Annotated in this window: 18 protein-coding genes and 1 pseudogene; 13 read left to right on the top strand and 6 right to left on the bottom strand. The window is 73.0% G+C overall.

The features are described 5' to 3' along the window. Positions 1-78: 78 nt before the first annotated feature. On the top strand, positions 79-906 hold the full coding sequence (locus LNW72_RS30070) for a GNAT family N-acyltransferase (protein ID WP_250978220.1): 828 nt from the start codon (positions 79-81) through the stop codon (positions 904-906). Further along, a complete protein-coding gene (locus LNW72_RS30065) occupies positions 903-1,850 on the top strand; it encodes a lysophospholipid acyltransferase family protein (protein WP_250978219.1) in 948 nt (315 codons plus the stop codon). The genes LNW72_RS30070 and LNW72_RS30065 overlap by 4 nt, the downstream gene beginning before the upstream one ends. Before the next feature lie 183 nt (positions 1,851-2,033). On the opposite strand, the gene LNW72_RS30055 is transcribed toward LNW72_RS30065, so the two are convergent. The 3 genes from LNW72_RS30055 to LNW72_RS30045 all read right to left on the bottom strand — a co-directional run bounded on the left by LNW72_RS30055 (position 2,034) and on the right by LNW72_RS30045 (position 4,185). Beyond that, a complete protein-coding gene (locus LNW72_RS30055; RefSeq protein ID WP_250978218.1) occupies positions 2,034-2,711 on the bottom strand; it encodes an AIM24 family protein in 678 nt (225 codons plus the stop codon). 93 nt (positions 2,712-2,804) lie between these two features. Continuing rightward, positions 2,805-3,443 (bottom strand): ScbR family autoregulator-binding transcription factor, encoded by a 639-nt coding sequence (locus LNW72_RS30050; RefSeq protein WP_285370838.1) that lies wholly within the window; start codon positions 3,441-3,443, stop codon positions 2,805-2,807. A 46-nt stretch (positions 3,444-3,489) separates the two neighbouring features. Further along, the gene (locus LNW72_RS30045) at positions 3,490-4,185 is read right to left on the bottom strand and encodes a 4'-phosphopantetheinyl transferase superfamily protein (protein WP_250980368.1); all 696 of its coding nucleotides are present in this window, start codon (positions 4,183-4,185) and stop codon (positions 3,490-3,492) included. Between the two features lie 175 nt (positions 4,186-4,360). Between LNW72_RS30045 and LNW72_RS30040 the strand changes: the two genes are divergently transcribed. The 5 genes and pseudogenes from LNW72_RS30040 (at position 4,361) to LNW72_RS30020 (ending at position 10,120) form a co-directional block, all read left to right on the top strand. Beyond that, entirely contained in the window at positions 4,361-5,050 is a 690-nt protein-coding gene (locus tag LNW72_RS30040) for a peptidyl-tRNA hydrolase (RefSeq protein WP_250978217.1), read from the top strand. A gap of 137 nt (positions 5,051-5,187) precedes the next feature. Next, positions 5,188-6,538, top strand: a pseudogene (locus tag LNW72_RS30035) (DUF692 domain-containing protein). 5 nt (positions 6,539-6,543) lie between these two features. Next, entirely contained in the window at positions 6,544-7,566 is a 1,023-nt protein-coding gene (locus LNW72_RS30030; protein WP_250978216.1) for a TIGR04222 domain-containing membrane protein, read from the top strand. Positions 7,567-7,675: 109 nt separating this feature from the next. Then, positions 7,676-8,416, top strand: a complete 741-nt coding sequence (locus tag LNW72_RS30025; RefSeq protein WP_250978215.1) for a TIGR04222 domain-containing membrane protein — start codon at positions 7,676-7,678, stop codon at positions 8,414-8,416. Between the two features lie 132 nt (positions 8,417-8,548). Further along, positions 8,549-10,120 carry an alpha/beta hydrolase gene (locus tag LNW72_RS30020; RefSeq protein WP_250978214.1) on the top strand — a complete coding sequence of 524 codons (1,572 nt, stop codon included), beginning with the start codon at positions 8,549-8,551 and terminating at the stop codon, positions 10,118-10,120. Positions 10,121-10,128: 8 nt separating this feature from the next. Here the strand turns inward: LNW72_RS30020 and hemQ are convergent, their stop codons facing one another. Beyond that, positions 10,129-10,863 (bottom strand): hydrogen peroxide-dependent heme synthase, encoded by a 735-nt coding sequence (gene hemQ, locus LNW72_RS30015; protein ID WP_250978213.1) that lies wholly within the window; start codon positions 10,861-10,863, stop codon positions 10,129-10,131. A 4-nt stretch (positions 10,864-10,867) separates the two neighbouring features. Further along, positions 10,868-12,310: a protoporphyrinogen oxidase gene (gene hemG, locus LNW72_RS30010; RefSeq protein ID WP_250978212.1), complete on the bottom strand. Its 1,443-nt coding sequence runs from the start codon at positions 12,308-12,310 to the stop codon at positions 10,868-10,870. Between the two features lie 151 nt (positions 12,311-12,461). On the opposite strand from hemG, the gene LNW72_RS30005 reads away from it, so the two are divergent. Further along, on the top strand, positions 12,462-13,412 hold the full coding sequence (locus LNW72_RS30005; RefSeq protein ID WP_250978211.1) for a DUF4349 domain-containing protein: 951 nt from the start codon (positions 12,462-12,464) through the stop codon (positions 13,410-13,412). Between the two features lie 7 nt (positions 13,413-13,419). On the opposite strand, the gene hemE is transcribed toward LNW72_RS30005, so the two are convergent. Then, a complete protein-coding gene (gene hemE, locus LNW72_RS30000; protein WP_374117430.1) occupies positions 13,420-14,490 on the bottom strand; it encodes a uroporphyrinogen decarboxylase in 1,071 nt (356 codons plus the stop codon). Between the two features lie 63 nt (positions 14,491-14,553). Between hemE and LNW72_RS29995 the strand changes: the two genes are divergently transcribed. From LNW72_RS29995 to LNW72_RS29975, 5 genes are all read left to right on the top strand, one after another. Then, positions 14,554-15,180 carry a DUF3000 domain-containing protein gene (locus LNW72_RS29995; protein WP_250978210.1) on the top strand — a complete coding sequence of 209 codons (627 nt, stop codon included), beginning with the start codon at positions 14,554-14,556 and terminating at the stop codon, positions 15,178-15,180. A gap of 218 nt (positions 15,181-15,398) precedes the next feature. Next, entirely contained in the window at positions 15,399-16,064 is a 666-nt protein-coding gene (locus tag LNW72_RS29990; RefSeq protein ID WP_138354287.1) for a response regulator transcription factor, read from the top strand. An 86-nt stretch (positions 16,065-16,150) separates the two neighbouring features. Next, entirely contained in the window at positions 16,151-17,413 is a 1,263-nt protein-coding gene (locus LNW72_RS29985) for a ribonuclease D (protein WP_250978209.1), read from the top strand. A gap of 176 nt (positions 17,414-17,589) precedes the next feature. Further along, positions 17,590-18,810: an acetyl-CoA C-acyltransferase gene (locus LNW72_RS29980; RefSeq protein ID WP_250978208.1), complete on the top strand. Its 1,221-nt coding sequence runs from the start codon at positions 17,590-17,592 to the stop codon at positions 18,808-18,810. After that, positions 18,807-20,933 carry a 3-hydroxyacyl-CoA dehydrogenase NAD-binding domain-containing protein gene (locus LNW72_RS29975; protein ID WP_250978207.1) on the top strand — a complete coding sequence of 709 codons (2,127 nt, stop codon included), beginning with the start codon at positions 18,807-18,809 and terminating at the stop codon, positions 20,931-20,933. The genes LNW72_RS29980 and LNW72_RS29975 overlap by 4 nt, the downstream gene beginning before the upstream one ends. Positions 20,934-20,937 lie beyond the last annotated feature (4 nt).

Here is a 20,937-nt window from a genome sequence, read left to right as displayed (position 1 = left end):
GCAGGCATTCAGGCACCTCACATCGCGGCGCCTCGCAATGGTCACGTCAAGTCCAGCCGGCGCGGCGATGAAGTACCCATGACGACCCTGGAATCCTTCGCCACCGCCGTCCCCGACTCCTCCGCCCCTTCCACCACCCCTCCCCCCGCCTCCCCGGCCGCCGCCGGAAGCCCGCGCTACTCCGTGTCGCTGGCCCGGGACGCGGCGGACGTACGGGCCGCGCAGCGGCTGCGTCACCAGGTCTTCGCCGGTGAGATGGGAGCACTGCTCGACTCCCCGGAACCCGGCTGGGACATCGACTCCTTCGACGCCCACTGCGACCACCTGGTCGTCCGCGAGGAGACCACCGGCACGGTCGTCGGCACCTACCGGCTGCTGCCGCCGGAGCGCGCCGCCGCGGCCGGGCGGCTGTACGGGGAGAGCGAGTTCGACCTCTCCCGGCACGCGGCCATCCGCGGCGACCTGGTCGAGGTCGGCCGGTCCTGCGTGCACCCCGACCACCGGGACGGAGCGGTGATCAGCCTGATGTGGGCGGGTATCGCCCGCTATCTGGTGCGCACCGGCCACAACTGGCTGGCCGGCTGCTGCTCGGTGCCGCTCGCCGACGGCGGGACGTCCGCCGCCGGGGTGTGGGACACCGTGCGGGCCCGCCACCTGTCGCCCGAGGAGTACCGGGTGCGGCCGCTGCGCGCCTGGGACCCGACGGGCGTCGAACGGCCGCGCCCCGGCGGCCGCAACGCCCTCCCGCCGCTGCTGCGCGGCTATCTGCGGCTGGGCGCCTGGGTCTGCGGCGAGCCCGCGCACGACCCGGACTTCGGCGTCGCCGACCTGTACATCCTGCTGTCGCTGCGCCGGACCGACCCGCGCTATCTGCGGCACTTCCTCTCGCTCGCCCCCACCCGATGAGACTCCTGACGCGCCCGTCACCCGACACGGTGGCGGTTCCCTCCGCGGTGCCGCCGACCCGAGTGCCGCACTGGCTGCCGAGTGCGCCCTGCACCCCCGGACACTGTCTGGCCGGGACCTTCGCGACCGTCGGACGGTCTCGTCAGGCGGCGCGCTGCGCGGCGGGGGTCGCGGTGGTGGCCGTCGGGCTCGCCCTGGCGCCGCTGGTGCGCTGCTGCCGTCCGGCGCTGCGGGGCCGGCTCACCCGGGCCTGGGCCCGGACGGTGCCCGCCGCCTTCGGAGTGCGGGTCCGGATCCGGGTGTCCGGTGCGGCGGTGGGCGTCCCGGCGGGCGGTGTGCTGGTGGTGGCCAACCACATCTCCTGGCTGGACATCCCGCTGGTCGCCGCCGTCCGCCCGGCCCGGATGCTCGCCAAGAGCGAGATCGCGTCCTGGCCCTTCCTGGGCGCCCTGGTGTCCCGCGGCGGCACCCTGTTCATCGAACGCGACCGGCTGCGGGCGCTGCCCGGCACCGTCGCCCGGATCGCCTCGGTGCTGCGCGCGGGCACCCCGGTCGTGGTGTTCCCGGAGGGCAGCACCTGGTGCGGACGGCGGCAGGGCCGCTTCCGGCCCGCCGTGTTCCAGGCGGCGCTGGACGCGGGGGTCGCGGTGCAACCGGTACTGATCCGGTACCGGCTCGGCGCGGGTCCGGCCACCGCGGCCGCGTTCGTCGGTGAGGACACGCTGGTGGCCTCGCTGCTGCGGGTGACCGCCGCCCGCGGCCTCGTCGCCGAGGTCAGCGTGCTGCCCCCGATCCCGCCCGGTGCCCACCACGACCGCCGTTCGCTGGCACGGGCGGCCCAGCGGGCGGTGGCCGGGCCGGAGTCCGGCCCGCAGGACCGGCACGGCCCGCCCCCCGAACCCCGCCGGCGTCCGGAGGGCCGGCTCGTCAGCGGCGGGCGGTGAGCCGGCCGTCCGCGAAGCGGTGGACGCCGGCCGGCTCGCCCGCGAGCCGCCGCGCGTCGTGGTCGACGAAGACGACGGCGCCGCCCGCCGCGACCCGCGCCGGCCACTGCGCCGCGCGCCCGGCGGCCGTGGTGCGGCGCAGCCCGTGGATCGCGCCGAGGTGGACGAGGTAGCCGTGGCATGTCAGTGGGAGTGCGGCGGGACGGAGGCGCCTTCGCTCGGCCGGACGATGACGAACCCGTCGCCCTGCAGCATGAGCTGCAGCGCTTCCCCGGAGCCGCCGCGCAGCATCGAGCCGAAGCTCTGCGAGCGGTGCAGGGAGGTCTGCAGGTGCGCGCTCCAGCCGACGACCGCGTCGGTGTCGACGTAGACCGGCGACTGCTGGCTGACGGGGATGATGATGGGGTTGCCCTCGCAGATCACGCCGAGCCGGCCGTAACCGGTGAAGACGCTGTTGAAGAGGCCGCCGCCGATCATCCCTGCGCCCTTCACCACCTTGATCTCATACGCGAGCGTGGTGTCGAAGCACAGCACGTTGCGGCCGTTCATCGTGATGGCGTCGCCCTGATCGAGGCTGATGATGAAGCAGTTGGCCGCCTCGTGCGCGAACCACGCCTCGCCCAGGCCGCGCACGGACATCAGGGGCAGTCCCTCCCCGGTGAAGGCGCGCTTGAGGAACTTGCCGACGCCCTGGCCCTTCACCTCGAACTGGAGGTTGCCGCGGAAGGCGATCATCGCCCCCTGGCGGGCGTAACACTCGCCGTTCACCGCGTACTTGACGGACTTGGCGTTCTCCAGGGTCATACCGGGCTCGGTGGCCGGCTTGGCCATGTTCTCGGCCGCGAAGAGGTCACTGTTCATGATCGCCATCCTGACCCGCCGGCCCCTTCCCCGCCAAGGCTTTCGGCCCCATGGGCTGCACGGGAACCGGCCGTGCCGGGCACCTCCGACGGCTCACGGTCGAGGGCGGGACGTACCTGCCGGCGCCGATCCGGCGGTGGGCGCTGCGGCCGTCGCGAGGACCTCAGGACTGCCGTCCGGCAGGAAGCGCTTCATCCGGCGCGGTGGAACGAGGGCCGGCAGCAGCAGGTTCCACATGTCCGAGGTGCGCCGGGTCAGGTCCTGCCGTCCGGTGAGCACGTCCGACGTGAGCTGGAGTCCGGTCCAGCACCCGACGATGAACTTCGCCACCGAGTCCACATCGACCTCGGGTTTGACGTCACCCCGGCCCTGCGCCTGCGTGAGGCAGTTGCGGAAGAGGTCGATCCAGGTGAGGTACGGCGCGGGGTTGGCGCCCTTCTGCGTGCTCTGCTCGACCACCAGCCGGATGCCGGCGCGGACCCGCTCGTTCTCCCGCAGGCTCTTCGCCATGCCGTGGAGCAGGTCGATCACCGTCTGGACGCCGGGGTCCGGCCCGTTCCGGAACGGGCTCCAGACGGCGAACTGCTCGGCGACGAGGGCCTCGCGGAGCGCTTCCTTCGACGCGAAGTGGAAGTAGAGCGCCCCCTTCGTCACCCCGGCCTCCTTGAGGATGTCGCTCAGACTCGTCCCCTGGAAGCCCGCGACGTCGAAGGCCCTGGCCGCGCCGTCCAGGATCGCTGTGCTGAGAAGTCCGGACGCCGCGCGCGGCCCGGCCGGTTCAGTGCGCGGTGGCCTCCGTGGCCACGGAGGCCACCGCGTCCGGGTCGGCGACGGCGACCGCGGCGGCGCGGTTCTCCCCCACGGCCACGTCGGCGATCGACCAGCCCGCCGGGCCCGGCGGGGGCGCCTCACCGGTCCCCACGTAGTCCGCCGAGGGATCGCGGCCGAGACCGATGCCCAGCCCCTTGAGGTACGCCTCCTTCCGCACCCACGCCCGCGCGAAGGCCGCGGGCCGCTCCGGCGGCTCCAGGGCGCCGAGTTCGGCGATCTCCACCCGGTGCATCACGGAGGAGATGTCCGCCACCGCGTCGGCGGACGGAACGGTCTCCACGTCCACCCCCACCGGGGTCGCGGCGAACGCCAGCAAGGCGAAGCCGCCGCTGTGCGACAGCGAGAAGTGCACCCCGCCGCCCGCCACGGCCGGCCGGCCGTGCGGCTCGCCGCACCCCGGGCAGTCCTCCCTGACCAGCCGAACGTCCGCTGGCGCGCTGCCGAGCTGGGCGCCGAGCAGCAGCCGCAGTCCGACGTGCGCGGCGCGGTAGCAGTCGCGGTCGGCGTCGGCGCGGAAGGCCGCGGCGCTGCGCAGTTCCCGCGGGTCGAGGACGTCGGCCGCCAGCCGGGCCGCGAAGGCGGCGTGCCGGGCCGCGTTCACCAGCCACAGCAGCGGTGGGTCACCGGGGGCGGGAAGCGCCATCCGCTCGACCGGTGCCACCGGGTCGAGCTCACTGGGAACGCGTATCGCGGCCGTATCCACCCGGTCATCGTAGATCGCCGGCGGTTCCCGGCGGGGCGGACCCGATGGCGGGCGCGGCGGCGAGCCCCGGAGGACCGAACGCGTCCGGCGCCCCGCTCGGTGGCAGACTGTGGCTGTGACCAGCATCGACCGCGACGCGGCGCCCCAGTTCGTCCTCCCGCTCGTCGTCCGCATCGAGAAGGACGACCCGCCGGCGCGCACCGACGCCCTGGAGACCGCGGCGCGCGCCGTGCTCACCCTGCTGTCCGACGAACGGGCCGAGGGCGAAGGCGAATGGGCCGAGGCGGTACGGGACTGGCAGGACGCCCGGATCCGCAAGGTCGTCCGCCGGGCACGCGGCTCGGAGTGGCGCCGGGCCGGATATCTGCCGGGCATCACCGTGACCGGGCTGGCGGCCGAGGTACGGGTCTATCCGCCGGTCCCGCTGGACGGCTGGCCCAAGCTGCTGGCGAAGCTCCAGGTCTCCGGCACCGAACTGGACGATCCGGAACCCCCGCCGCCGGCCGAGGCCGGGCTGCCGGTGCTGTGGATGAACCCGGAGCTCGAGATGTCCGCGGGCAAGGCCATGGCCCAGGCGGGCCACGGCGCGCAACTCGCCTGGTGGGAACTGACGGACGCCGAACGCACCGCGTGGCGCGACGCCGGTTTCCCGCTCGCGGTCCGCACCCCGGCGCCCGCCCGCTGGCCGGCGCTCACCGGCTCCGGCCTTCCCGTGGTGCGCGACGCCGGTTTCACCGAGATCGTGCCCGGCTCCTGCACCGTCGTCTCCGACTACCTCCCGCTGCGCCGCACCACCAGCGCGTAACGCCGGGCGGGCGGCGGGCCCGCACCGGCACGCGAACCTCAAATCAAGCTCTGAACCGGCCACCCGCAGGGTTCACCCGGTCCCGGCGGGGCCATCACCCCGGCACGGCGTGTGCGGGAAACGCGGAGGGGGACGGCATGAAGGACTTGGGTACGGGTATCGGCTGGCGGCCGGAGATCGCGGACGCGATCGAGGAGCTGCCCGGTGTCGACTGGGTGGAGGTCGTCTCGGAGAACCTCTGCGCCGATCACCTCCCGGAACCGCTGCGGCGGCTGCGGGAACGCGGCACGGTGGTGATCCCGCACGGGGTCTCGCTGGGCCTCGGAGGCGCGGAGCGCCCGGATCCCGGCCGGCTGGCGGCGCTCGCCACGCGGATCGGGCTGCTGGGGGCGCCCCTGGTCAGCGAGCACATCGCGTTCGTGCGGGCCGGCGGGCCGATGACCGGTTCGCCGCGGCTGGAGGCCGGGCACCTGCTCCCCGTGCCCCGCACCCGTGACGCGCTCGACGTGCTCTGTGCGAACGTCCGCATCGCGCAGGACGCGCTGCCCGTGCCGCTCGCGCTGGAGAACATCGCGCCGCTGCTCGGCTGGCCCGACGAGGAGTTCAGCGAGGGCGAGTTCCTGTACGAGCTGGTGGAGCGCACCGGCGTACGGCTGCTCATCGACGTCGCCAATCTGCACACCAACCATGTGAACCGGGGCGAGGACCCGGTCGCGGTGCTCGACGAACTGCCGCTGGAGGCCATCGCCTACGTCCATGTGGCGGGCGGGACCGAGAAGGACGGCGTCTGGCACGACACGCACGCCCATCCGGTGACCCGGCCGGTACTGGACGTGCTCACGGCGCTGCGCGAGCGGATCCGGCCGCCGGGCGTCCTGCTGGAGCGGGACGACAACTTCCCGCCCGCGGCCGAACTGGCCGCGGAACTCACGGCGATCCGCGGCGTCCCGTCGGCGGCGCGGCCCCAGGAGGCGCACTGTGTCTGACACCCGCGCCGTGTCCGACGCCGACGCCGACGGCGCCGCCGCCGCGCGGCAGCGGCTCGCGCTCGCGCAGACGGCGCTGCTGTCCGCGCTGGTGGCGGGCACGCCCGTCCCGGAGGGCTTCGACCGCGGCCGGATCGGCGTCCAGTCGCGGGCCCTCGCGGCCAAGCGCGCCGATGTGACCGCCAAGGTGGCCCCCGAACTGCCGGAGATCCTCGGCGACCGCTACCGCCCCGCCTTCCTGCGGTACGCGGCCACGCACCCGCTGCGGGGCGGCTACCGCCTCGACGCGCTGTGCTTCGCGGAACATCTCCTGGACGAGAACGAGGACACGGCAGCGCTCGACGACGCCACCCGCCGCCTGCTGGACGGCTGGTGGCGGGAGCGTTCGGGTCCCGCGCCGCTGTCCGCGGCCGACCGGACCGTCCGCCCCGCGCGGAGCGGACGGTCCGGACGGCTCGGCCGGCTCATGGACGCCGCGCGTACCGCGCTGCCGGGAAGGTGACCTCGATGACCGTCATGACCGGCCTCACGCTCACCGTGTACCTGCTGATCGCCGCCACCTCGGCGTATCTCGTCGGGGAGAAGATCCGCGCCCGCCGCTTCACCCGGCCGTACCACGGCGACATCCCCCGGGATCCGCTGGAGACCGCCTTCCTGGCCGGCGGTCCCGGCCGGGTCGCCGACACGGTGATCGCGGCGATGCACGCGGACGGCCGGATCGCGGTGGCCGCTCCCGGACAGCTGACCGTGCTCCGGCCGGTCGCCGGGAATCCGGTCGAGACCGCCCTGCTGGAAGCCTGTGGCGCCGAGTGGGGCGGCGGGCTGCGCCAGGTGCGTACGGCGGTGCTGACCGGACCCTCGGTGCAGTCGATCGGCGACCGGCTCGCCCGCCGCGGCCTGTTCTTCCAGCCCGAGGTGCACCGCAGATGGCGCCGGGTGTCGACGCTGCACAAGACCGTCTGGTGTCTGCTGCTGTTCCTGTCGCTGGCGGAGGTGATGCCGCACCTCGTCGTCGGTTCAGGGCTGCCGCTGTTCGTACGGGTGCTGCCGGGGCTCGCCACCGGGCTCTTCGTCCTCCTGACGTGCTCGGCGCCGCGCGGCAGGCTCACACCGGCCGGCAAGCGGGTGCTGCACGGGCTGCGCCTCAGCAACCGTCCGCTGCTGGCCTCCCGCACCGCGACCACCGGCTCGGACGCCACCCTGCTGTTCGCGCTGGCGGGTGCCGCCTCGATCCAGGACACCGTGCTGCGCGACCAGTTGGCGCAGTCCTCCCAGCCGTCGTCCAACGCGTCCGACCCGGGCTCGTGGGGCGAGGCGGCGGGCGGCTGGGCCGGCGGCGGCACCGGCTGCGGTGGTTCCGCCGCGAGTTGTGGAGGATCGTCGTCCAGCTGCGGCGGCGGTTCAGGGTCCAGTTGCGGTTCGGGTTCGGGGTCGAGCTGTGGTTCGAGTTCCGGTTCCAGCTGTGGTTCGAGTTCGGGTTCCAGCTGCGGATCCAGCTCGGGTTCCAGCTGCGGCAGCAGCAGTTCGTAACGGGCCGGCCGCCGTTCCGGTCCCACGGATCTCCCGGATCTCACGGGTCCCGCGGGCCGATCCGTGAAATTCCCGGCGGAGTGTCACTACCGTCGAGTAGAAATCCCTTATGTGGATGCTGTTCCTTCTCGTCGCGTGCGTCGCGGCGGTCGTCTCCTGCGCCCGTCTGTGCCGGGCCGCGATCGCGGCGGGCGCGCTGCCCGCCGCCGAGCCCGGCGGCCGGCCCCCGGTCGCCGGACTCGGTCTGTACGAGACGGCGTTCCTGTCCGGCGGACCGCGCCGCGTCACCGATCTGACGCTGGTCTCGATGGCGGGCGAGCAGCGGCTGCTGCTCGCGCACACCGGGTGGGCGACGGTGGTCGACGCCGAGGGACGCGACGATCTCGAACGGTCGCTGATCGCCTCGATCGGGCCGGGCGGCCAGTCCCCGGTCGCCGCGATACGGGTGGCGCACGCCGCGGCCGGCGCCCTCCGCGCCCTTGGGGAGCGGCTCGCGGGCGACGGCCTCGCGGTGCCGGCGGCGGCCCGGGAGAGCGTCTCCGCCGGGATCCGGCAGGTGCGCGGCGCCATACTCCTGAACCTGCTGATGGCCGGCGCCGCTCTGGTCCTGTCGGCCGGCGGGCAGCCCGACGGCGGACCGGCGCAGATCTGGTTCGTGCTGCCGCTGCTGCTGACCACCGGCTGCTGGATCATCGCCCGCGTGGAGGTCCACCCGTACACCCGCTGGGCCTCCCCCGCCGGGCAGGACGCGCTGCGCGCCGTTCCGGACGGCCCCGGTCCGCTCAGCGCGCTGGCGGTGCGCGGCCCGGCCGCGCTGCTGGACCCGGCGCAGCGGGCCGCGCTCGGCTGACGACCCCGGCCGGTCGTGCCCATCCCGCGCGGCCGGGGTGGTCGGGGGACGACACCCGCCGGTTGTCCTTTACTTCATCCACCACCGCCCCAAGGATCCCTTTTGTCATGACCTGACACGAGAGGATCATTGGTGCGATCAATTGCCCTGTACGGCGTCGCAGGAACCCTGGCGCTGAGCACCCTGGCCATCGCTCCCCCCGGATCGGCGGCCCAGGGACCGCCGCACGGCGACCGGGTGGCCGAGGCGCGCGGCGTGGCCGTCGCCGCCGGGCGCGCCGCTCTGGCCGGGGTGACGTACGGCAGGTGCGCCACCGCGACCCGGCTGCCCGCCTCCGTCCGGTGCGGCACCGTGTCCGTACCGCTGGACTACGCCCGGCCCGACGGCGAGCGGCTGAAGCTGGTCATCAGCCGCGTCGCCGCCACCGGACCGGCCGGCGAGCGGCAGGGCGCCCTGGTCTACAACCCCGGCGGACCCGGCGGCTCGGGGCTGTACTTCCCGCTGTTCAGCGTCCTGAAGATCAAGGAGTACGCCAAGGCCGCCCGCGCCTACGACTTCGTGGGCTTCGACCCGCGCGGCGTCGGCCGGTCGGCGCCCATCTCCTGCGAGGCCCCCGCGGACTACGCCAAGGCCCCCACCCGCGACGCGCAGCCGACCAGCGAGCGCGACAAGCAGGCCCGGATCGCGGACGCGAAGGCGTACGCGGAAGGCTGCGAGCGGCGCTCCGGGCATCTGCTGCCGTACCTCACCTCGCTCAACAGCGCCCGCGACCTCGACGTCATCCGCGCCGCGCTCGGCGAGCGCAAGCTCAACTTCTACGGCGCCTCCTACGGCACCTACCTCGGCGCGGTGTACGCGACGCTCTTCCCCCGGCATGTGCGCCGCATGGTCTTCGACAGCGTCGTCAATCCCGACCCGCGCCAGATCTGGTACCAGGCCAACCTGGAGCAGGACGCCGCCTTCGAGATCCGCTGGGCCGACTGGCGCGATTGGGTGGCGAAGTACGACTCCGCGTACCACCTGGGCACCGACCGGGCGCAGGTGCAGAAGGCCTACGACGCGGTGCGGTCCGAGCTGGCCGAGCGGCCGGCGGGCGGCGTGGTCGGCCCCGGCCAGCTGCAGGCCGCCTACCTCGGCGCCGGGTACTACGACGAGACCTGGCCGGAGCTGGCCGCCGCCCTGTCCGCGTATGTACACGGCGACCCGAAGCCGCTGATCGCCGAGGCCTCCCCCAACCCGGCCAGGGCCGTCGAGAACGAGAACGGCAACGCGGTCTACACGGCCGTCGAGTGCGCCGACTCGCCCTGGCCGCGCGACTGGTTCACCTGGGACCGCGACAACACCGCACTGGCCCGCACCGCCCCCTTCGAGACCTGGGACAACGCCTGGATGAACCTGCCGTGCGCCTTCTGGAAGGGACCGCACCGGCAGCCCCTGGAGGTGCGCACGTTCGGCCGTCAGCTGCCGCCGGTGCTGCTCGTCTCCGCCGAGCGCGACGCCGCGACCCCGCACGCGGGCGCCGTGGAACTCCAGCGCCGGCTGCCCGGTTCCGTACTCCTCACCGAGCGGCGCTCCGGCTCGCACGGCGTCGCGTACGGCCCCAACACCTGCGTCAACAACCGCGTCGACGCGTATCTGCTGCGCGGTGAGACGGGAACGGACCGCACGCCCACGTGCGGTCCGCATCCCGAGCCCAAGCCGTAGGGCCGGCGTTACGCCAGGCCGGCCACCAGCTCGCCGATCTCCTTGCGCCGCCCGGTGTAGAACGGCACCTCCTCGCGTACGTGCATCCGTGCCTCGGACGCGCGGAGGTGCCGCATCAGGTCGACGATGCGGTGCAGTTCGTCCGCCTCGAAGGCGAGGATCCACTCGTAGTCGCCGAGCGTGAAGGCCGGGACGGTGTTGGCCCGCACGTCCGGGAAGCCGCGCGCCATCTTGCCGTGGTCGGCGAGCATCCGGCGGCGGTCCTCGTCGGGCAGCAGGTACCAGTCGTAGGAGCGCACGAACGGGTAGACGCTGACGTACCTGCGCACCGTCTCGTCGGCGATGAACGCCGGGACGTGCGACTTGTTGAACTCCGCGGGGCGGTGCAGCGCCATGTTCGACCACACCGGGACCATCGCGCGGCCGAGCTGGGTGCGGCGGAAGAGGTTGTAGGCCTCCTGCAGCGCCTCCGCGGTCTCCGCGTGCCACCAGATCATGAGGTCGGCGTCCGCCCGGAGCCCCGACACGTCGTAGGTGCCGCGCACCGTGACGTCCTTCGCGGCGAGCTGCGCGAACAGCTCCTCCACCTCGTCGGCGTATCCGGAGCGGTCCTCGGGCAGCACGTCGCGCAGCCGGAAGACGGACCAGAGGGTGTAGCGGATGACCTCGTTGAGGTCCTTCGCCTTCTTGCCGGCGTTCGGAGTCCTGTCCGGGGCGTCGGGGGCAGCAGTCGAGTCAGTCATGCCGTCATTCTCCCGTGTCCCGTGCGCCGCCTGTCGCCAGGGTCGTGGCCAGGGAGGTCAGCACCTCGTCGGCCGCCTTGCGGGCGCTGGCGATGCAGGCCGGAATCCCGACCCCGTCGTACACCGCGCCGCAGACCGCGAGCCCCGGCAGCTTCCCGACCTGTTCGCGGATCCTGGCGACGCGCTCGACATGGCCGACCGGGTACTGCGGCAGTCCGCCGTCCCAGCGGGTGACACGGGCCGCGACGGGCGCCGCGGACAGCCCGATGGCCTCGCCCAGGTCGCGCCGCGACAGGCGGACGAGGTCGGTGTCGTCCCAGGCCAGGTCCGCCTCGTCGCCGTGCCGGCCGACGGAGGTGCGCAGCACGAAGGTGTCGGGTCCCGCCTCGTCGATCCATCCCCACTTGTGGGAGGAGAAGGTGGACGCCTTGATCGTCTTTCCGTCGACCGGCGGCACCAGGAAGCCGGTGCCCTTCGGCATCCGCAGCACGTCGCGCCGCCGGAACGCCATGGTGACCAGCGCCATGCTGGCGTACTCCACCGCCGACAGCTCCGCGGCGGCGACGGGCGACTCGGCCGCCAGCAGCCGGGCGGCGGCCGGGGCGGGCGCGGCGATCAGGACGGCGTCGGCGTCGAGCACCCGGTCGCCGACGGTGACCTGCCAGCCGCTCGCGGTGCGGCGCAGTTCCCTGGCCGGCGCGCCGGTCTCGATGGTGACACCGGCGGCCCGGCACGCCTCGGCGACGGCGACCGGCAGCTGCCCGACGCCTCCGCGGATGCCCATGAACACCGGTCCGTCCGGGGCGGTCCTGGCGGCGCGCCGCTGGACACCGCGCACGGCCTCGATGAGGGAGCGTCCCGACCGGGCCGCCTCGAAGAGCTGGGGCATGGCCGCGCGCAGCGAGATCTCGTAGGCGTTGCCCGCGTAGACACCGCCGAGCAGCGGCTCCACCAGCCGGTCGACGACCTCGTGACCGAGCCGCGCGGCGACGAACCCGCCCACGGCGACGTCCTCGCCGATCTTCGTCCGGGGCAGTACGTGGTCCAGCGGCAGCCGGGCGAGGCCCGCGGGCGACAGCAGGCCGGAGGCCGCGAGGGGGCCCAGATCGCCGGGGACTCCCATGACGTGCCCCTGTGGCAGGGCCCGCAGCCGGCCCCGGGTCCACAGGGCGGCGCCCGACACCGCGGGCGGCTCCAGCCGGTCGCCGAGCCCCACCTCGCGGGCCAGCGCGACCGCTTCCGGCCGGCGCGCGAGCATCGACTCGGCGCCCAGGTCCACGGGCACGCCGGCGATCTCGTCCGCGTACAGCTTTCCGCCGAGCCGGGCCGATCCCTCCAGCACCGTCACCCGCGCGCCGCCTCCGGCCAGGAAGTGGGCGGCGGCGAGTCCGGAGACGCCGCCGCCGACGACGATCACATGCCCTGTTCCGCGGTGTGTGTCGGTCATGCCCTCCACTGTCCCAGATTCCGGAACGAGCTCTAAACGTGACCGCTTCGGGACCGGGGATCCGCAACCCCGGCCGGCCTCTCCACGTCGTATCGCCAACACCGGTTCCATCACCGGTTTCCTGCCGGTGAACGATCTCTGGGGGAGTTCGATGCGCCAGCCGACCACCATCCGCCGCAGACCCTTCGCGGCCCTCGCCGCCGCCGCACTGACAGCCGTGCTCACCGTCTCGGGGTGCGGTGCCTCGGGCTCGTCGAACGACAGCAAAGCGGACAAGGCCGCCGCGGCGCCGCAGCAGGCGGACGCGAGGGGCGCGGCGGACGCGCCGTCGGCGGCGCCCGGCACCGCGAAGGGCGCCACCACCAAGACCCCCGCGCCGTCCCAGAACTACGTGGTGCGCACCGCGACGCTCAGCGTCGAGGCGAAGGACGGCGTCGCCGCCGCCCTCGTGTCGGCACGGACCCTGGTCACCGGGGCGGGCGGCTACATCGGGGACGAGAACACCAGCCGCGACGGTCAGGGCCTGGAGCACTCCACCATCACCCTGCGGGTGCCGCCGGAGTCCTACGACAAGGTGCTGAACGATCTCGCCGGCCTCGGCAGGCTGATCGAACGCAAGGTCAGCACCGAGGACGTCACCGGCCAGGTGGTGGATGTGGAGAGCCGCATCCGCTCGCAGCAGGCGAGCCTCGCGCGGGTGCGGGAGCTGATGAACCGGACCACACAACTCAGCGACGTGGTCACTCTTGAGGGTGAACTCAGCACCAGGGAAGCCAACTTGGAGGCGCTGCAGGCCCAGCAGGCGTCGCTGAAGGAGCGCACGAACCTGGCGACCGTCTCGCTGGTGCTGTCCGAGCCGGAACACCCCGCCTCCGCGCCGCCGAAGAAGGACGACGGTTTCTGGGAGTCGGTCGGGAACGCGCTGGGCACCGGCTGGCACGCCTTCTACGTGGCGCTGCGCGGGATCCTGATCGTGCTCTCGGTGGCGCTGCCGTTCGCCGCCCTGGGCCTCGCCGGCTGGTTCGTCTTCGTGGTCGTCCGCCGCAGGCTCTCCCCCTCGCCGCGCGTGGTGCGGGAGAAGGAGAGCGCCGCCGAGGAGTAGAGCCCCGTCAGACCTCGGTGGTGCGGTGCACGAAGTCCACGAGGCGGGTGAGCGCGTCGGGGTCGGTGCTGGGCAGGACTCCATGGCCGAGGTTGAAGATGTGGCCGGGCAGATCGGTCGCCGAGTAGAGCACCTCGCGGGTCTTCGTCTCGACGGCGGACGTCGGGGCGAAGAGCACCGCCGGGTCGAGGTTCCCCTGGAGCGCCTTGTGGGGGCCGACCCGGCGGGCCGCCTCGTTGAGCGGGACGCGCCAGTCGACGCCGACGACGTCCGCGCCGGCCTCGCCCATCAGCCCGAGCAGCTCACCGGTGCCGACGCCGAAGTGGATCCGCGGTACGCCGTAGCCCGCGACGGCCTCGAAGACCTTCACCGAGGACGGCATGACATAGCGCCGGTAGTCCTCCGGGGAGAGCGCCCCGACCCAGGAGTCGAAGAGCTGGACGGCGCTGGCGCCGGCCTCGATCTGCACCTTGAGGAAGGCGGCGGTGATGTCGGCGAGCCGGTCCAGCAGGTCGGCCCACAGCTCGGGGTCGCCGTACATGAGCGCCTTGGTGCGCTCGTGGTTGCGGGACGGGCCGCCCTCGACGAGGTAGCTGGCGAGGGTGAAGGGCGCGCCCGCGAAGCCGATGAGCGGGGTCTCGCCCAGCTCTCCGGTGAGCATCCCGATGGCCTCGGTCACGTACTTCACGTCGTCGGGCTCCAGCGCCCGCAGCCGGCCGAGGTCGGCGCGGGTACGGATCGGCTCCTCGACGACCGGGCCGACGCCGGGCTTGATGTCGAGGTCGAGGCCGATGGCCTTGAGGGGGACGACGATGTCGCTGAAGTAGATGGCCGCGTCGACTTTGTGGCGGCGCACCGGCTGGAGCGTGATCTCGGTGACCATGTCGGGCCGCATGCAGGACTCCAGCATGGCGGTGCCCTCACGGAGCTTGAGGTACTCGGGCAGCGATCGGCCGGCCTGCCGCATGAACCACACCGGGGTGTGCGGCACGGACTGACGCCGACAGGCGCGGATGAACGGGGAAGCAGCGGTCTGCTGGTGCGCACTCACGCCGTGAATCTTCGCACGCGCCGGGATGCGACCCACGCGCCCGGGTGTTGCTCCACCCGTGGAGGCCGCGGGCGGCCTAGTCTTCCGGGCATGGCAGCGGTTCACGGGCACCTTGCGGACGGGGACGGCGCACCACTCCCCTTTCAGCGCGCGGTAGACGCGTTGAGTTCCGCGCGGGTACGGCCCGAAGTGGAGATCGACACGACAGCCCCGCCCAAGCGTCTCGCGTCGTACGCGTACGCGCTGGAAGCGGCGGTCGTGGTGGACGGCGAGGAGCTGGCCGACGGCCGGCTCATCCTGCTCCACGAACCGGACGGCCATGAGGCCTGGAACGGCACGTTCCGGCTGGTCACGCTGGTGCGCGCCGATCTGGAGCCGGAGATGGCGGTGGACCCGCTGCTGCCCGAGGTGAGCTGGTCCTGGCTGACCGGCGCCCTGGAGGCGCGCGGCGCGGAGTACACCGAGCCGAGCGGAACGGTCTCGCGCAGTTCCTCGCACTACTTCGGCGGGATCGCGGAGCGACCCGACGCGACGGCGATCGAGATCCGGGCGTCCTGGACCCCCACCGAGGGCCCGGACGGGATCCCGGCCGTCGCGGACCACCTGGCGGCCTGGTGCGATCTGCTCTGCGCCTGCGCGGGGCTGCCGCCCACCGAGGGCCATGAGTCGCAGGACCTGCCCGGCGGCGTCGTGCCGATGCCCAAGCGCCGCGGCTGACGGCCCGTCCGGTAACCGCGTACTTGGCCGGTTTTCCCGGTATTTTGGCGCGGTTCCGCCGCGTGTCCGGCCGCCGCTCGACATGATCTTGTTCGAGTGAGCGTCCGATTTGCCGGAATTGTTACTCAACAAATCGTGATCATTCCCTAAAGGCCGGGGCAATTGCTGCCGAAGGAGACTGTGACCCTCTCAGTCCCCCCTTTGCCACAGGAGGCCCGGTGTCAGTTCTTCTCGAGCAGCCCACGAGCCTGGTCGCCTACCGTCCGAACAAGCCGACGGCCATGGTCGTCGTCGCCGACCCCCGCGTCCGATCCACCGTCACCCGGCACCTGTGGGCGCTCGGTGTGCGCGATGTGATCGAAGCCTCGTCGATCGCCGAGGCCCGGCCCCGGGTCAGCAGCCCCCGCGACATCTGCGTAGCCGATGTCCACCTCCCCGACGGTTCCGGCCTGACCCTTCTCGCCGAGACCCGCGCGGCCGGCTGGCCGAACGGCCTCGCGCTCTCCGCCGCCGATGACATCGGCGCCGTCCGCAACGCACTCGCGGGCGGCGTCAAGGGATACGTCGTCACCGGTACCCGCAACAACCTCGGCGGCATGCCGGGCCGTCCCGGCGCCGCGCCGGTCGGTTCGGCGGGCGCCCGTATGCAGCGCCGCCCGCCCGGCACGCCCGGCCACCCCGGCGGCTACCGCGAGCTCTCCGGCCGTGAGGTCGAGGTGCTGCGGCTGGTCGCCGAAGGCCAGTCGAACAAGGCGATCGGTGTCTCGATGGGCCTGTCCGCGCTCACCGTGAAGAGCCACCTGGCCCGTATCGCCCGCAAGCTCGGCACCGGCGACCGGGCCGGAATGGTCGCTGTCGCCCTGCGTACGGGCATCATCCACTAGCCCTCACACACCCCCGCATGGCCGCTGCGCCCGTCGACGGAACGTTCCGTCGACGGGCGTTCGCGATACACGGATACCCTTAGGGGGTGACCGACGCCCGAGAGACCGCAACAGAGGCTGCCCCGGCGCCGGTCCCGCTGCTGGACCCGCGCGAGGGAATCCCGCCGGTGACCGCCAGCCCGGAGGCCCTCGCAGACATCGTCGCGGCATTCGCCGCGGGCTCCGGTCCGGTCGCCGTGGATGCCGAGCGCGCGTCCGGATACCGCTACGGACAGCGGGCCTATCTGGTCCAGCTGCGCCGTACGGGAGCCGGGACCGCGCTGATCGACCCGGTCGGCTGCCCCGACCTGTCCACCCTGGGCGCTGCCCTCACCGACACCGAATGGGTGCTGCACGCCGCCACCCAGGACCTTCCGTGTCTCGACGAGATCGGTATGCGGCCCAAGAGCCTGTTCGACACCGAGCTGGCCGGCCGGCTCGCGGGCTTCCCCCGGGTCGGACTCGGCGCCATGGTCGAGAACGTCCTGGGCTTCGCCCTGGAGAAGGGCCACTCGGCCGTCGACTGGTCCACCCGCCCGCTCCCCGAGCCCTGGCTGCGGTACGCGGCGCTCGACGTGGAGCTGCTGGTCGACCTGCGGGACGCGCTCGAGGAGGAGCTGCGCGAACAGGGCAAGCTGGACTGGGCGCTGCAGGAGTTCTCGGCCATCGCCGCCGCTCCGCCGCCCTCACCCCGGGTCGACCCGTGGCGGCGTACGTCGGGCATGCACAAGGTCCGCCGCCGCCGGCAGATCGGCGTGGTGCGCGAGCTGTGGAACGCCCGCGACCAGGCCGCCCAGGAGCGGGACATCTCGCCGGGCCGGATCCTCACCGACGCCGCGATCGTTACGGCCGCCCTGGAGGGCCCGCCGAACGTGACGGTGCTCGCGACGCTGCCCGGCTTCGGGCACCGGATGGGCCGCCGCCAGCTCGACCAGTGGCAGGCCGCGATCGACCGGGCCCGCGCCCTGCCGGAGCGGGAGCTGCCGCAGCCGGGGCCGGCCTACGTCGGTCCCCCGCCGCCGCGCGCCTGGGCCGACAAGGACCCGGTGGCGGCGGCCCGGCTGTCCGCCGCGCGGGCCGCGGTGAGCAAGCTCGCCGAGGAGCTCAACCTGCCGCAGGAGAACCTGATCACCCCGGACACCGTGCGCCGGCTGTGCTGGGACCCGCCGGCCGAGGCCACCACCGAGGAGGTCTCGGCGGTGCTGACCGGCCACGGAGCGCGCGCCTGGCAGGTCGGGCTGACCACGCCGATCCTCACCGCGGCCCTCGCGGCCCAGCCGCCGGCGGCTCCGGAGGCCCCGGCGCCGTAGGGCCTGTCCGGGGTCGGCGCCCCCGCGGAACCCGGCCGGGAGCGGCCTCGTCGTATGTGACGTTCGCCGCTCCGGGCGAGGGGGCTGTCCCCGTTGGTTACTGGCTAGTAGCATGGGTGTCGTAGCCGCAGCCTCGCGCCCAGTGGCAGCGAATCCGCATCTGGAGGAGAGCCAACGTGCCTCGTACCGCTAGGGACGTCGTCTTTGTCGACGGCGTCCGCACCCCGTTCGGCAAGGCGGGCCCGAAGGGCATTTACCACGAGACCCGTGCCGACGATCTCGTGATCAAGTGCATCCGGGAGCTGCTGCGGCGCAACCCGGAACTGCCCGCCGAGCGGATCGACGAGGTTGCTCTCGCCGCCACCACGCAGATCGGTGACCAGGGTCTGACCCTCGGCCGCACCGCCGGCATCCTGGCCGGCCTGCCGACCACGGTCCCCGGGTACTCGATCGACCGTATGTGTGCCGGCGCGATGACCGCGGTGACCGCGGTCGCCGGCGGCATCGCCTTCGGCGCGTACGACGTCGCCGTGGCCGGCGGTGTCGAGCACATGGGCCGCCACCCGATGGGTGAGGGCGTGGACCCGAACCCGCGCTTCGTCTCGGAGAAGCTGGTCGACGAGTCCGCCCTGTTCATGGGCATGACCGCGGAGAACCTGCACGACCGCTACCCGGCCATCACCAAGCAGCGCGTCGACGAGTACGCCGTGCGCAGCCAGGAGAAGGCCGCCAAGGCGTACGCCAACGGCAAGATCCAGCAGGACCTGGTGCCGGTCTCCGTGCGCAACAGCAACCCCGAGGCCGGCGAGACCGGCTGGGGTCTGGCGACCGCGGACGAGCCGATGCGCCCGGGCACCACCCTGGAGCAGCTGGCCGGCCTCAAGACGCCGTTCCGCGCCCACGGCCGGGTCACCGCGGGTAACGCGGCGGGCCTGAACGACGGCGCGACCGCCTCGCTGCTCGCCGCCGAGGACGTCGCCGTCGAGCTGGGCCTGCCGGTCCGCATGCGGCTGGTCTCGTACTCCTTCGTGGGTGTCGAGCCCGAGGTCATGGGCATCGGCCCGGTCCCGGCGACCGAGAAGGCGCTGGCGCAGGCCGGTCTGACCATCGACGACATCGGCCTCTTCGAGGCCAACGAGGCGTTCGCCGTCCAGGTGCTCGCCTTCCTCGAGCACTTCGGCATCGCGGACGACGACCCGCGTGTCAACCAGTACGGCGGCGCGATCGCGTTCGGCCACCCGCTGGCCTCCTCCGGCGTCCGGCTGATGACGCAGCTGGCCCGCCAGTTCGAGGAGCAGCCGCACGTCCGCTACGGCCTGACGACCATGTGCGTCGGCTTCGGCATGGGCGGAACGGTCATCTGGGAGAACCCGCACTTCGACGGAGGCAGCAAGTGACATCCACCGCCGAGCTTTTGAAGGGTGCGGCCGAGCTGTTCCCCGACGAGGTCGTGACGAGCGCGCACGTGCGCCACCTCGACCTCCCGGGCGCCGGACGCTTCGCGCTCATCACGCTGGACAACGGCCTGGACCACACCAAGCCGACCACCTTCGGCCCGCAGTCGCTGGCCAACCTCGACGCCGCGATCGACCAGGTCGAGGCCGAGGCCGCCGAGGGCACCATCACCGGTATCGGTGTCACCGGCAAGCCGTTCATCTTCGCGGTCGGCGCCGACCTCAAGGGTGTCGAGCTGCTGAAGCGCCACGAGGACGCGCTCGCCATCGGCAAGGGCGGCCACGAGGTCTTCAAGCGGCTCTCGCACCTCGCGGTCCCGACCTTCGCGTACTACAACGGCGCGGCGATGGGCGGCGGTGTCGAGGTGGGCCTGCACTGCGCCTACCGCACCGTCTCCGCGGCGCTGCCGGCGTTTTCGCTCCCCGAGGTCTTCCTCGGTCTCGTTCCCGGCTGGGGTGGCTGCACCCTGCTGCCGAACCTGATCGGCGCGGACCGCGCGGTGACCGTCGTCATCGAGAACTCGCTGAACCAGAACCGTCAGCTCAAGGGCCGGCAGGTCTTCGAGCTCGGCATCGCCGACGCGCTCTTCGAGGGTGCGGACTTCCTGGAGCAGTCGCTGGTGTGGACCGCCGCCGTTCTGCGCGGCGAGATCGTGGTGGACCGCCCCGAGATCGACCGCGGTACGGCCTGGGACCAGGCCGTCGAGCGCGGCAAGGGCATCGCCGACTCCAAGGTGCACGGCGCCGCCCCGGCCGCGTACCGCGCGCTGGAGATCATCGCCAACGCCAAGGACGGCGACCTGCAGGCGGGCTTCGACGCCGAGGACACCGCTCTCGCGGACCTCATCATGGGCGGCGAGCTGCGCAGCGGCATCTACGCCTTCAACCTGGTGCAGAAGCGTGCCAAGCGCCCGGCCGGTGCGCCGGACAAGAACCTGGCCCGCCCGGTCACCAAGGTCGGCGTCGTCGGCGCTGGCCTGATGGCCTCGCAGCTGGCGCTGCTCTTCGCCCGCCGGCTGGAGGTGCCGGTCGTGCTGACCGACATCGACCAGGAGCGCATCGACAAGGGCGTGGGCTATGTCCACGGCGAGATCGACAAGCTGCTCGGCAAGCGCCGCATCAAGCAGGACCAGGCCAACCGCCTCAAGGCGCTGGTGACCGGTTCGCTCGACAAGGCCGCCGGTTTCGGTGACGCGGACTTCATCATCGAGGCCGTGTTCGAGGAGATGGGCGTCAAGCAGCAGGTGTTCGCGGAGGTCGAGGCGGTCGCCCCGGCGCACGCGATCCTCGCCACCAACACCTCCTCGCTGTCCGTCACCGAGATGGCGTCGAAGCTGAAGAACCCCGAGCGGGTCGTCGGCTTCCACTTCTTCAACCCGGTCGCGATCCTCCCGCTGCTGGAGATCGTGCGCGGCGAGTCGACGGACGACGCTTCGCTGGCCACCGCGTTCGGTGTGGCACGCAAGCTCAAGAAGACCGCCGTGCTCTGCAAGGACGCCCCGGCGTTCGTGGTGAACCGGATCCTGACCCGTTTCATGGGCGAGATCCAGAACATCATCGACGAGGGCACCCCGGTCGAGGTCGCCGAGAAGGGCATCGACCCGCTCGGCCTGCCGATGTCGCCGCTGGTGCTCCTGGAGCTGGTCGGCCCGGCCATCGGGCTGCATGTCTCCGAGACCCTCAACCGGGCGTTCCCCGACCGGTTCACCGTCTCGCAGAACCTGGCCGCGGTGGTCAAGGCCGGCAAGCGCGGCTTCTACGTCTACGACTCCGGCAAGCCGGAGCTGGACCCCGAGGTCGCCGCGCTGCTGGTGCAGGGTGACTCGGTGCTCACCGAGGAGCAGGTCCGTGCCCGGGTGCTGGACGCCGTGGCGCAGGAGATCGGCCTCATGCTCGACGAGGGTGTCGTCGCCGAGGCGCAGGACATCGACCTGTGCCTGATCACCGGTGCCGGGTGGCCCTTCCACCTGGGCGGGATCACCCCGTACCTGGACCGCGAGGGTGTCTCGCAGCGGGTGAACGGCAAGCCGTTCCTCGCCCCGGGCGTCGCGAGCGTGCCCGCGTAACACC

Source organism: Streptomyces sp. RKAG293 (assembly GCF_023701745.1).
Lineage (GTDB): Bacteria > Actinomycetota > Actinomycetes > Streptomycetales > Streptomycetaceae > Actinacidiphila.
This window is presented reverse-complemented; position numbering and strand designations above follow the sequence as displayed.